10 protein-coding genes are annotated in these 13,044 nt (G+C 35.0%); 3 read left to right on the top strand and 7 right to left on the bottom strand.

Going from position 1 to position 13,044, the window contains the following annotated elements; all coding sequences use genetic code 11:
- Positions 1–17: 17 nt before the first annotated feature.
- Positions 18–1,310 (bottom strand): NCS2 family permease, encoded by a 1,293-nt coding sequence (locus V7S50_RS24620; RefSeq protein WP_000487208.1) that lies wholly within the window; start codon positions 1,308–1,310, stop codon positions 18–20.
- A gap of 280 nt (positions 1,311–1,590) precedes the next feature.
- Between V7S50_RS24620 and V7S50_RS24615 the strand changes: the two genes are divergently transcribed.
- Positions 1,591–2,982 carry an amino acid permease gene (locus tag V7S50_RS24615; RefSeq protein ID WP_242255335.1) on the top strand — a complete coding sequence of 464 codons (1,392 nt, stop codon included), beginning with the start codon at positions 1,591–1,593 and terminating at the stop codon, positions 2,980–2,982.
- A gap of 181 nt (positions 2,983–3,163) precedes the next feature.
- The gene (locus V7S50_RS24610; RefSeq protein WP_242255337.1) at positions 3,164–4,711 is read left to right on the top strand and encodes a DNA-binding protein; all 1,548 of its coding nucleotides are present in this window, start codon (positions 3,164–3,166) and stop codon (positions 4,709–4,711) included.
- 35 nt (positions 4,712–4,746) lie between these two features.
- Here V7S50_RS24610 and V7S50_RS24605 read toward each other — a convergent pair whose 3' ends face one another.
- Both V7S50_RS24605 and brnQ1 read right to left on the bottom strand, forming a co-directional pair.
- Positions 4,747–6,468: a DUF2339 domain-containing protein gene (locus V7S50_RS24605; protein ID WP_242255339.1), complete on the bottom strand. Its 1,722-nt coding sequence runs from the start codon at positions 6,466–6,468 to the stop codon at positions 4,747–4,749.
- 133 nt (positions 6,469–6,601) lie between these two features.
- Complete coding sequence (gene brnQ1 / locus V7S50_RS24600; RefSeq protein WP_242255341.1) at positions 6,602–7,903, bottom strand: branched-chain amino acid transport system II carrier protein BrnQ1; 1,302 nt, start codon at positions 7,901–7,903, stop codon at positions 6,602–6,604.
- Positions 7,904–8,155: 252 nt separating this feature from the next.
- Here brnQ1 and V7S50_RS24595 point away from each other — a divergent pair, with 252 nt between their 5' ends.
- Positions 8,156–9,541, top strand: coding sequence for a peptide MFS transporter (locus V7S50_RS24595; RefSeq protein WP_063225104.1), 1,386 nt, complete (start codon positions 8,156–8,158; stop codon positions 9,539–9,541).
- Between the two features lie 30 nt (positions 9,542–9,571).
- On the opposite strand, the gene V7S50_RS24590 is transcribed toward V7S50_RS24595, so the two are convergent.
- The 4 genes from V7S50_RS24590 to V7S50_RS24575 form a co-directional block, all read right to left on the bottom strand.
- Positions 9,572–10,204, bottom strand: a complete 633-nt coding sequence (locus tag V7S50_RS24590; RefSeq protein ID WP_242255343.1) for a class A sortase — start codon at positions 10,202–10,204, stop codon at positions 9,572–9,574.
- Positions 10,205–10,319: 115 nt separating this feature from the next.
- Complete coding sequence (locus tag V7S50_RS24585; protein WP_242255345.1) at positions 10,320–10,793, bottom strand: DUF2178 domain-containing protein; 474 nt, start codon at positions 10,791–10,793, stop codon at positions 10,320–10,322.
- Positions 10,786–11,004, bottom strand: coding sequence for a helix-turn-helix transcriptional regulator (locus tag V7S50_RS24580; RefSeq protein WP_000154010.1), 219 nt, complete (start codon positions 11,002–11,004; stop codon positions 10,786–10,788). The genes V7S50_RS24585 and V7S50_RS24580 overlap by 8 nt, the downstream gene beginning before the upstream one ends.
- Before the next feature lie 112 nt (positions 11,005–11,116).
- The gene (locus tag V7S50_RS24575; RefSeq protein WP_166705249.1) at positions 11,117–12,391 is read right to left on the bottom strand and encodes a 3D domain-containing protein; all 1,275 of its coding nucleotides are present in this window, start codon (positions 12,389–12,391) and stop codon (positions 11,117–11,119) included.
- Positions 12,392–13,044: the final 653 nt, after the last annotated feature.

Genomic DNA, 13,044 nt, shown 5'->3' with positions numbered 1-13,044 from the left:
CCTCTCCTATATCTATATTATAAGAATAAATGACATCCAAATAAAATTGTAAATAAGTATAGTAACGGATGGACTTCCATCCCTTTCCCTTTCACAATCTTTAAAACTGGATACACTAAAAATCCAATTGCTATTCCATTCGCAATACTAGACGTTAACGGAATACCAACGAAAATTAAAAATGCTGGTAATGCATCTTCAAATTCATTCCAATTAATATCACGAAGACTTTGTGCCATTAAACTACCTACAATAATTAATGAAGGAGCTGTAATAGCAGCTACGCTTGATAAAGAAGCAATAACAGGGCTGAAGAATGCCGTTATAATCGTTAGACCTACAACTACAATACCTGTTAATCCTGTTTTACCACCCGCAGCAATACCAGCTGAGGATTCAATCGTCGCTGCTGTTGGGCTTGTTCCAAAGATAGAACCTGTAGTCCCACCAATTGCATCTGCAATAAACGCTTTACCAAAACGTTTCTCTGTATTATCTGTAATTAAACCTGCTTGTTTAATTAAACCGAGTAATGCACCTGTTGTATCAAATAACAGTACAAGTAAAAATGAGAATACAACGCCATATAATCCGTATTCAATTACATCTGAAAAGGCGTTGATTGGATTTGAAACGATAATACCCTCTGGTAAATGAGGCATCGCAACAATTTTATCCGTGAACTTCAGTTGCCCTGTAAAGAAGGCGATAACTCCTGTCACAATCATACTAATAAATAATGCACCGCTCACACGTAATGCCATTAATACCGCCGCTAATATTAAACCAATTAGAGTTAAAATAACGGCTGGAGAATGGAAGTCACCAATCGTAACTAAGTTAGATGGATGATCAACGATAATTCCAGATAGACGTAATCCAATAAAAGCAATAAATAACCCAATTCCACCTGCAATCGCATGTTTTAAACTGTCAGGAATTGCGACAATTAGCTTTTGCCTAAATGAAGTGAAAGATAATAAAAGAAAAATAATACCTGTTACAAATACCGCTGAAAACGCAATGACATATGTAATTCCCTCTGCCTGTTGAACAACAGAATAAGCAAAATACGCATTCATTCCCATAGCTGGAGCAATAACAATTGGATAGTTAGCTAAAAACGCCATACATAGCGTCCCTACAACTGTCGCAATAATAGTTGCCGTAAAAGCTTGATCAAATGGTACACCTGCATCAGATAATATTTTCGGATTGATGACAAGAATATACGCAAATGTAAAAAAAGTTGTGATGCCAGCTAAAAGCTCTTGCTTCACAGAAGTGTTATATTTTTGTAATTGAAACATGGTTATGTACCCTTCCTACATCTGAATTATTATCACACATTCTTTTCTTACTAGTATGTGAGAAAATATAATACTTAATCTTAACAATCAATAAAAAGAAGAGTCAATATATTCACTAATAGTTCGAATTTTAAGTTTAAGTCTGACAAGTACAGCTTTAGTACAGTTCATCATGATTATTTTTGTAGCATAACAGATAGAAATGTTTTATAATTTGAAATAGTTAAATATTTAGCAAGCGCATTCAAATATTGTTCACTCTACAAGGGGGATTCTTCTTATGCAGCAAACAAACAAATCTGGAACTTTAAACCGAGGTTTAAAAGAACGACATATTACTTTAATGTCGCTCGGTTCAGCTATTGGCGTTGGACTATTTTTAGGATCTGCTTCCGCTATTAAACTAGCTGGTCCTTCTATTCTACTAGGCTATATGATCGCTGGACTCGTTATTTTTTTCATTATGCGCGCACTCGGAGAAATGGCAATTGAACAACCTGTTGCCGGTTCTTTTAGTAAATATGCTTATGATTATCTTGGACCACTAGCTGGCTATATTACCGGCTGGAACTACTGGTTCTTATGGGTTGTTACTTGTATGGCTGAAATTACAGCAGCTGGCATTTACATGCAGTACTGGTTCCCAGATATTCCACGCTGGACTTGGGCTTTACTCGCTCTATTATTAATGAGTGCTTTTAACTTCTTATCCGTAAAAGTATTTGGAGAACTTGAATTTTGGTTTGCTCTCATCAAAATTGTCACAATTATCTGTATGATAATTATTGGAGCTGGTATTATTTTATTCGGATTCGGAAACGGCGGTATCGCTACCGGCATTTCAAACCTTTGGTCACATGGTGGCTGGTTCCCAAATGGTTTTTCTGGATTACTACTCTCTTTACAAATGGTGTTATTCGCTTATTTAGGTGTTGAATTAATCGGTGTTACAGCGGGGGAAGCTCAAAATCCGAAAAAAACACTCGCAAAAGCAATTGATAACGTATTTTGGAGAATATTACTGTTCTACGTTGGGGCTCTATTCGTTATGATGGCAATTTATCCATGGAACGAACTTGGTGAGAAAGGCAGTCCATTCGTATTAACATTCCAGCAAATCGGTATCGCAAAAGCAGCAGGAATTATTAACTTTGTCGTATTAACAGCAGCTCTTTCATCTTGTAATGGTGGTTTATTTAGTACAGGCCGTATGCTATATACATTGGCTCAGCAGAAGAAAGCTCCTGAAAGATTCGGTCGTTTAAATAAAAATGGCATTCCAAGTCAAGGAATTGTAGCAACTGCTATCGTTTTACTCATTGGCGTTATATTAAACTATCTCGTACCTGCAAAGGTATTTACATGGCTCACTAGTATTTCAACTTTTGGAGCAATTTGGACTTGGGGAATTATATTAGTCGCTCAAATTAAATTCCGTAAAGGATTGCAACCTGATAAAAAGGATAAGCTAACATATAAAATGCCTTTACATCCATTAAGTTCATATTTTTCACTCGCTTTCCTTGCACTAGTATTAGGTATAATGGCGTATTCAGAAGATACACGAATCGCATTGATTGTCGGCCCAATTTGGCTTATCGGCTTAGCTATCGTGTATTACATGAAAGGGTTTCATAAGATTGATGAAACACCTAATTCAAAAATTAGTTAAACACAACATTCCTTCCTTATTGATTGGAAGGGATGTTTTTATGTCTATACAAATATTTCTCAACAAAATTCACGGTATTTTTACAAATTTTTAATATTTTTTATGTTTTCCGTCTTTATTTTTACAGAAAAATAAATTACATTATTAAAGCACATATATTTATTATTAGGGGGATTCTTCTATGAAGAATAAAAAATGGATTACATTTTCTTTAGCAACAGCAATTACACTTAGTATGGGGAGTTCGTTCATACCGTCTACTTATGCCGAAAGCTCTGTAGACCCAGCTCCTGAAATTGCTGCAAAGGTTGTAAATCAAAACAATGGGAAGAAAGTATTATTTGATAATACGCACGGTCAAACTGCAGGGACAGCTGACTGGGTTATTGATGGCGGCTTTTCTGATTTCGGAAACGGCATTGCCCAAAATGGATATCATGTAAAAGAACTTCGTAAATCAACACCTATTACATACGACGACTTAAAAAATTACAACGTGTTTATCGTTCCAGAGGCAAATATTCCTTACAAAAAATCTGAACAAGATGCAATGTTACAATATGTAAAAAATGGCGGCAGTATCTTCTTCATTGCCGATCATTATAATGCAGATCGTAATAAAAATCGCTGGGACTCTTCTGAAGTATTTAATGGATATAGACGCGGTGCTTGGGAAAATCCCGCAAAAGGAATGTCTAACGAAGAAGCAAACTCACAAGCTATGCAAGGAGTAGAAAGTTCCGATTGGCTATCTAATAATTTTGGTATTCGCTTCCGTTACAATGCACTTGGTGATGTTTCAGCTAAAAACATTGTTTCGCCTGAACAATCATTCGGAATTACACAAGGTGTTTCATCGGTAGCAATGCATGCTGGTTCTACTTTAGCCATTACCAATCCGAAACTAGCTAAAGGCCTAGTTTACCTGCCAGAAAACCCGTCAAAATGGAATAATGCTGTTGATAGCGGTGTTTATAATGGCGGTGGTGTTGCAGAGGGTCCTTATGCTGCAATCGCAAAAGTAGGGCTTGGGAAAGCTGCTTTTATTGGAGACTCTTCTCCCGTTGAAGATGCTACGCCAAAATACGTTCGTGAAGATTCTGGCCAAACAAAGAAAACTTACGATGGATATAAAGAAGAAAACGATGCAATTTTACTAGAAAATATCGTAAATTGGTTATCGAATAAAGAAACATTTACAAGTTTAGATCAAGTAAACGGTTTACAACTTGATTTACCTACTACTTTACAAACATTTGAACAACCAAACTTATCAACTGAGCCACAACCTGAACCTTGGAGTGCACCAAATGCAGGTTATCAATGGTTTAATACAAATACTTTCAAACCAGGTTCATACGGTTATAACGGTGCTGTAACAGCAAACGACTATGTAGTTACACACCCTAGCACTCTACCAAACAATGAAGTGTTTCAAATAAAAATTCAAGTGAACAACTTACTACCTAACACAACTTATAGCAATTATTCTTTAGGTATCTTCACTACTGGCGGAACACAAGTAGCAAAAGTTCAAAATACAAATGGCACTTGGCCATCTACTTTTGGATATAGTAGTGCATTTTCTTTCACAACAAACAGCTTAGGTTCTGCTGAGAAGCTTGTAAATGTGCAAATCGATCCAAATACTACTGGACAAGCAACGCTTCGTTTACGTCAAAATACAACAGCGAAATATAGTGAGACTGTAACGATTAATAAGAAATAATAAAAAAGGCAATCCGGATATGGATTGCCTTCTTTTTACTTCTCTTCTTTTGAGAAAAACATCCTTGAAATAACGATACCTATACTACCCACTATCAAGAATAACACTGCTCTAATCATCATTGACACTTCTGGTAAGTCCAGAAGGAATAGCTTCCCTATCGTTACAACTAACACGACTAAGCCAGCATACAATACTTCATTCATATTTTTATTCCGTCCAAGCCAAACTGCAAATAATGCATATACCATCCATAATAACGATACAGATACACTTATTATACTTCCATCTGTAGAAAGCACTTCACCGACTCTAGTGATTGCAATAAATACGATAACCATAAACCAATAGAGTGTTATTGAATAAACATATTTTCCAAAACTCATCAACACATCTTTCGCTTGTTTCATGCAGTAATAAAATGTACCTATTAAAATAATATGAGCAACAAAGCCTGCCGAAATAAATTGATCAAACGGGCTAAAAATAGTCTGTATCATTCCAATTGCGTAAACCGTCGCACTAACATACAATTTTATCTGCTGTTTTCCTTTAATAGAAGTCACCATACCGAGGAAACCTTGTAATAATAGTACAATCGCTGCATTCACTAAACTATACTCATATAAAATCGCTAAACTAAATGCCCCCATTGCAAAACCAAATAAAAGATTTGTAAATATAGAATGTCTATTCTTCCTATATTCAAACACGAACATAATAGCGTGCACGAGTGCACTAATCATTAATCCCCATGTTGTAAATTCAGGTATTTTTGAAATGGCTAATATGAAGAAAACGGCATTCGCACTAAATATCGCCAAGCGTGGCTCTACTATAAAACTTCTCTCCGTAAACATATGCCAAAATAATAGTAAGTGAATCAAACCATAAACTACTGTTAACTGTACTTGCAAATCCTCTACTAACATTGACATAACAGCAAAGAAGACTAAAAGAACAATAGCAGCAACAGCATAAGAAATCATATATAAATACTGATAACGATTTTTCAACGCATACCATAATAAGCTAAGCGTTAGTATCGTCTCATATCCAAAGAAAATATACGGATTAGGAGTCGTACTATTTAATAAGAATGGCACGAAGAAAGCTCCTACTGCTACAAAGATAGTAAGATATTCTGATTGATACCTCTTCGCTATATAAATACCTAAAATGACCCATGCAATATTACATAGAAACGCGACACTTGCTGGAATAAATCCATATAAATAATGTGCCGCAAATGTTGTTAAAACTATACCTGTAATACTTCCTCCTGCTAATACTAACCCTAATGCTTGCCGCGCTCGTTTAATTTGAATATCCCCTATATAATAAAAACCGATAGATAGGACAATACCAAACACAATTCGTATTGCTGGTGTTAATAAACCAGCATCTACCCCTGCTTTAAATAACCAGATTACTCCAAGTAACATAATGCCGACAAATACGCGTGGTAACCAAGTTTGGCAAAACTTTATAATATTAAATGGTTCTGGTTTAAAAGCAGATATATCCACTTGTTTTACCTCACGTTCTTGCACAGGCTCTTTTATTGTAACTACTTCTTCTTTTTGTTTTTCCTCTATTACCGTTTCAATGTATTCTTTCTTTTCCTTACTAACATGTTGCTGAGCATTTTCTACTTCTATTTCTCTTTGTTTTGCTTTCAATTCAAAGAGTGCTTCTTGAATCGTTTCAATTGCCGTTTCGAGTGCTTCTATTTTCTTATTCAAATCCTCCTTCATACGCTCCCCCCTCATCATCCGTTCGAAACCTATATATTACCAATTACCTTTATCATACTCTTAGTCTATTCATTTTCAATACTATTTTTCAAAAAAAGAAAGGTGTTTTCCGAAATCGGAAAACACCTCTTACTTATTTCTTCTTATTTAAAACAACACTAACGATAACACCAATACAAGCACCTATAATAGCTGGAATAATCCACCCAACACCTTCTGTATAAAACGGAATGTATTTCAATACTGATGTCCACTGATTCATCATTACATTTTTATTAAAAATATCAATTGCACTAAATACCGCTACAATCACAATTGTAACAGGATATATGCATACATACTTCCCAATATACTTATGGAATAGGCCTAAAATAATAAGCGTTAATGCAACTGGATAAATAAATCCAAGAATCGGTACTGATACTTTTAAAATTTGTGTTAATCCTAAATTAGCTAAAATCATACTAACAAAACTTAATATAAACGCCCAAACTTTATACGCTACTTTCGGAAATGCACTTGCGAAAAATTGGCTACAAGATGTAACAAGTCCGATTGAAACACATAAACACGCGATCGTAAAAATAAGACCTAATAAAACGACTCCACCTTGTCCAAATAATGTAGTCATCACTTGTGCTAACACTTGCGCGCCATTATCAAATGCCCCTAATGAGCCACTCATTGAACCAACATATCCAAGTATGACATAAATAATAGATAATAATAGTCCTGCACCAATTCCAGCAATACTCATATATTTTGCTAAACCTTTATCATCTTCAATACCTTTTGCACGAAGAGCATTTGCAATCACAATCCCAAAAATTAAAGCTGCTAATGCATCCATCGTTAAATATCCATCTAAAAATCCTTGGAACATAGGCGCTTGTCCATAGTTTCCAGCAGCCTCTTTCACACTACCTACTGATGTAAACATACTCTTTATAAAGATAAGAGCAATCATACCTAATAATAGCGGTGTTAAAACCTTTCCGAACAACCCCATTAATTTAGACGGTGATAAACTTAACCAGTACACAATACTAAAGAAAATAACTGTGTAACATAATAAGACTACGCTACCCGATTCCGAGAATAGCTGACCCGGTCCCATTTCAAAAGCTAAACTTCCTGCACGTGGTATACCAAGACCTGGTCCAATAAATAAATACACGATACACGGAAAAATAATGGCGAATGAAGAATGAACTCTACCCGCTAGCGTTTGAAAACTTCCTGCTTTCGCAATCGCAATAACCCCCAATATAGGAAGACCTGTTGCTGATATAATAAACCCTACTAATGAAATCCACACATGTTCTCCTGCTTCATACCCAAGAAAAGGTGGGAATATAAGATTCCCTGCTCCAAAGAACATCGAGAATAACATAAGACTAATAAGTAAAATTTCTTTTTTCTGTAACAATTTCATTTCTTTCTCCTTCTTTAATTCCATCTGTTATGAAATCAATTTCACATATAAAAAAGTGCAATAATCCGCTTCCTAACAAAGAAAACATAGTCCATAGTCTATCACAAAAGAAACACCCCTTCTATAGCTATCCCTCTTTTCCAATTTCTTCTGAAAAATCAACCTTTATTGACTTATAATAGTTAATAAGGTAAAATATTAAATGTACAAAATTATTAACTTTGTTTTTGTTTGTGTCAGGAGGAAAATAACATGGAATCAACGATACAACTAGAAAGAGAACAACAAAGAAAAAAGAAACATCCTCCAGGTTTATACTTACTCTTCTTTACAGAGATGTGGGAAAGATTTAGTTACTATGGATTACGAGGATTATTAACATTATATTTAACGACAGCTTTAGTAAGCGGTGGTCTTGGGTTTAGTCCCGCATGGGCACTCTCTATTTACGGATTTTATACTGGAGCCTGCTATTTCACACCAATGATTGGTGGATACTTAACAGACCGTTTTCTAGGTAGACGAAAAGCGATCACAATTGGTGGTATAACAATGGCAATCGGTAACCTTACACTATTTGCCTTGCAAAACCAATTGGGCCTATACCTCGGATTAGCGCTTATTATTATTGGTAATGGATTCTTCAAACCGAACATCTCTACACTGGTTGGAGAATTATACGAGGAGAATGATCCAAAACGTGATAGTGCATTTACCATTTTCTATATGGGTATTAACGTCGGTTCATTTTTAGCTCCACTCGTTTGCGGATTTTTATCAGAAAATTTATTCAAAACAACAGTTGATGGCGTTGTACATTACGGATTCCGTTACGGTTTCTTAGCCGCTTCAATCGGAATGATTGTTGGACAAATTTTATTTACAACACTATCAAATCGCTACCTTGGTGATATCGGTAAAAAACCAACTCGCGATTTGCAAGCTGCTGCTGGACAACCATCAGTAGGAGATACACCGTTAACAAAAAAAGAAAAACAACGTACTGCAGTTATCGTCATTTTAACATGCTTTGTTGTCTTCTTCTGGGCTGGCTTTGAACAAGCTGGTAGCTCATTAACATTATATACAAACAAATTTGTAGACCGCTCTGTGTTCGGATGGGAAGTTCCAACATCTTGGTTCCAATCGGTCAACCCATTATTTATTATTTTACTTGCTCCAGTCATTTCAGCATTATGGGCAAAACTTGCAACTCGCAAGCGCGGGGATTTAAAAATCCCAACCAAAATGGGACTTGGTATGATTCTACTCGGTATCGGTTATATCATTCTCGTTATCGCTACATTAAAAACAGGTAGTGATGAACATAACATTACAGAAAAAGCAAACTTACTATTTATCGTCTTTACGTATCTTTTCCATACGTTAGGTGAGCTATTCTTATCACCTGTTGGACTATCAATGGTTAGTTCTCTCGCTCCAGTAAAACTAGCATCTTTACTAATGGGCGTATGGTTAGCGAGTTCAGGTATCGCCAACATTTTAGGTGGACAACTTGCAAGCTTCACAACTTCACTTGGATATGCTGAAGTATTTACAGTTATTGGCGCTGTAGCAATCGTTTTAGGTTGTGTTTTATTACTAATTTCCAAAAAATTAGTGAAGTGGATGGATTAAAAAAAAGATGAGGGATTTCCCTCATCTTTTTTATTTCTTCGCCTTCGTTCCTACTAAATCACCAGCAACAACATAACGTTTAGAATTATCTTTCACAGATACACATGTAATAAGCGTTATCTCATCTTTTCCGTGATCCTCGACAACTTCCCATTTATCAGGAGTTACTTCAGATACACCAGTAACCGCATACTCATATTCGTTTTCATTATCATACAAATAAATTTTATCGCCTTTTTTCAAAGATGCTACATCACTAAACAAAACACCTTTTTTAGACATATTATGTCCTGCTAATGCATAATTCCCTTTTCCCATTACTTGATTTTCTTTTACTGTTGCTGCACCTGACAATAGGTTTTTCTCAGTAGAAGATTTTAAAACAGGAAGTTCTATGGAAACACTTGGAATCGAAATACGACCAATTACCTGCTTTTTATCTAATGATGCATTCGCTACTTCAGCTAAATCTGGTTGATCAATTTTGGAAGCATCTACAAATTCCGTCTCATGCTTTTCATAATTCATCTTTTGAACAGCTTGCACATTCGCTGTCTGTTTCTTCTCTGCCTGATATCCATCATAAAATGGCTTTCCAATTAAAACACCACCTACAACAAATAGAAGGATTGCTACTATACTATAAATTCTTTGCTTATTCATATACAATTCCTTTCCCTTACAAAATCTTACTCTATATAAAATGATAAAATAATATTGCTATATGTACAAGTGTAAGCTGAAAGAAACCTTCTTGCATGTGCAAGAAGGTTTCTTTTTAAGCAATTTTATTTCGATATAAGGACACGTGAAAAATCGTCATCTGAATAAAGAAGATACTAAACGCAATATATATCGGATATGCAGGAACATATAGATTAACAATTGGGGAAAGAGTTAAAAAACCAACCGCACAAGGCAACACGAACCATAGTGACATAAATGTAGTACGACAAGCCTTTTCTGTAATTGCCTTTTCTCGCTCATCTTCTTGAGGAAATAATAGCGGAAACATCCAATACGACAGCTCTTTATATTTTTTCTTTTGAATTTTATAAAGAACAGTCGATACAATACCAAATATTAAAAGTAATGCTAGCGGCATTAAACTCAATGAAACTTCGAATGGTACTCTCTCCGTTTGAATAAAATTAGCAACTTCAATAGTAAAATAATACAACTCAATAAATGCCCAACCTGCTAATACCATTAAAAGTACATTTAACATATAGGAAAATACAAGTCTATTCATCCTCTTTCCCCTCCTTATTTAAAACAAACACATCTTCCATCTTTAGCTCGAACACATCGCAAATTGTAAGTGCTAATAACAAGGAAGGAACATAATCCCCTTTTTCAATTGCAGCGATTGTTTGTCTCGTTACTCCAACCTTTTCTGCTAATACACTTTGGGAAAAATTAAAGCGAGCTCTTAACTCCTTCACTCTATTTAAAATGGTCAATTTTACCACCCCTCAATTTCATTGTATGCTATCCTTAACAAAATGTAAACTCAACTTAACATAAAAATTACAAAAAAATCCAACTTTACGTATTATAAAGTTGGATTACGTGTTAGTTTAAAATTGTAACTTTAACATTTTTTCTGCCCCAATTACTAGATGAAGCTTTATCAGGCATTAAAACATCGATTTTATGACCTTTAATCGCGCCACCAGTGTCTGCTGCAATTGCAATTCCATACCCTTCAACATTTACAGTAGATCCTAATGGAATAACAGATGGATCCACCGCAATTAATTTCATGCCTGGATTTGCAGTTAGATTATAAGGTTTACCACCTGGTCCCCATGCAGAGTATACTTGTTGACCTGGTGCATAGCCATTTTCACCTGGATCTGCTGTATAAGCTGTTGCATGTACATAGATTTCTCTTCCACCAGCAGCTGGTTTAGATGGTTGTGCAGGTTCTACCTTCGAATTATTATTAGCAACAGGTTCGGCTGGTTTACTAGCTTGTTCTTGCTTTTTCTTTTCAGCAACTTCCGCCTGTGCCTTAGCTAAAGCTTCTTGCTCAGCCTTTGCAGCTGCCTCTGCTTTTGCACGCTCTTCTGCTGCAATTCTTGCCGCTTCTTGCTCACGAGCAATTGTTTCTTGTACTGCCTTCATATTTGACTCAATTTTAGCTTTTTCTTCTGCTGCTAAATTAAGTTGGCTTGCAACCTGATCATATTTAGCTTGAACTGTTTGTAAGTTAGCTTGACGTTTTTTCAAGTTATCTTGCAACTCAGCTTGTGCTTTTGCTAATTTTTGTTTGTCTACTACTAAAGATGCTTCTTTTTCATCAATTGTTTTCTTATCTTCTTCAATTTGACGAAGATCTTGTTCTTGTAGACGTAAAATTTCTTTATCAGCTTCTAGAATGGTAGAAACTGCGTTCATACGTTGTAAGAAATCTGCAAAGTTTTTTGACTCTACTACAACTTCTACTACTAAACTTGTATTTGAACTGTTTTGAACAGAAACCATACGTTTTCTCATAATATCCTTACGAGCAAGGACCTTATCTTCTAAAACGACAATTTCATTCTTTTTTTGCTCAATCTGCTTATGTGTTTCATCGATTTTACGTTGAATAGCAGTTTGATCCTCTTTATTTTTTGCAATTGTATTATTTAAATTATGTAGTTCGTTTTCGATACCTTGAATTTCTTTACTAACAGCTTGCTTCTCTTGCTCTTTCTTTTGCATATCTGCATCATTTTGCTGCAATTGCTGTTGCATGTTGTTAAGTTTCTCGTCGTTTGACTCTGCTTTTACAGCGACTGTACTAGAAAGACCGATAATGCCTGCTAATACTAGACTACTGATTCGCTTAAAATAGTTCATAATCCGACTCCCTTCTTATACAGTTATACATGATTTATTTTACAGTTTGTTTACAATACCATTAAATACAGTTTATTTTTCATGACGAAAAAAAGGGAATTATGCATAAAATGTAATAGATTCTTAAATATTTAACAATTCCTATATTTAAAAATTATAAAAGATGCTAAAATCCAAATATAGAGAAAATATAACTTCTAAAGGCGGTTGAAATAAATATATGTTTACTCAAAAGAAATCACTCCAACATAAAATTGATCAATTAGAAAATCGTATACAGGAACTAGAAACAGAATTAAAACAAAAAGATATTGAAAAACAAGAGATTATTTCTTCTATCCACGATCGTGTACAAAGCGTTGTTCAAGAGCATAAACTTGTAAATAATCAACACCATACACTTCAAAATTTAGTTCAACAATTAAACTCATGTTTCGAAAATGTTTCAACGCGTACTACACATTCCAATGAATTGAATAACGAAATGTTACAAAAAGAGCAAAGCTTAATTCAATCTATTGAAGAAATTATTGACTGTTCTAATGAAGGAAAAGAATCTGTTCACCGTTTACTTATTGTAATTAACAAATTAGGTGAACAATCTCAACGTACGTCTAATAGTATGAATCATTTAAGTGAACGCTCAAAAGAAA

The organism is Bacillus sp. CCNWLW194, from assembly GCF_037120585.1.
In the GTDB taxonomy this organism is placed as follows: domain Bacteria; phylum Bacillota; class Bacilli; order Bacillales; family Bacillaceae_G; genus Bacillus_A; species Bacillus_A basilensis.
Note: the sequence above shows the minus strand (reverse complement) of the source record. Positions and strands in the feature narration are given on the sequence as shown.

Coding starts and splice junctions, on each gene's coding strand:
- V7S50_RS24620 (WP_000487208.1), bottom strand. CDS start 1,310: ATGTTTCAATTACAAAAATATAACACTTCTGTGAAGCAAGAGCTTTTA.
- V7S50_RS24615 (WP_242255335.1), top strand. CDS start 1,591: ATGCAGCAAACAAACAAATCTGGAACTTTAAACCGAGGTTTAAAAGAA.
- V7S50_RS24610 (WP_242255337.1), top strand. CDS start 3,164: ATGAAGAATAAAAAATGGATTACATTTTCTTTAGCAACAGCAATTACA.
- V7S50_RS24605 (WP_242255339.1), bottom strand. CDS start 6,468: ATGAAGGAGGATTTGAATAAGAAAATAGAAGCACTCGAAACGGCAATT.
- brnQ1 (WP_242255341.1), bottom strand. CDS start 7,903: ATGAAATTGTTACAGAAAAAAGAAATTTTACTTATTAGTCTTATGTTA.
- V7S50_RS24595 (WP_063225104.1), top strand. CDS start 8,156: ATGGAATCAACGATACAACTAGAAAGAGAACAACAAAGAAAAAAGAAA.
- V7S50_RS24590 (WP_242255343.1), bottom strand. CDS start 10,204: ATGAATAAGCAAAGAATTTATAGTATAGTAGCAATCCTTCTATTTGTT.
- V7S50_RS24585 (WP_242255345.1), bottom strand. CDS start 10,793: ATGAATAGACTTGTATTTTCCTATATGTTAAATGTACTTTTAATGGTA.
- V7S50_RS24575 (WP_166705249.1), bottom strand. CDS start 12,391: ATGAACTATTTTAAGCGAATCAGTAGTCTAGTATTAGCAGGCATTATC.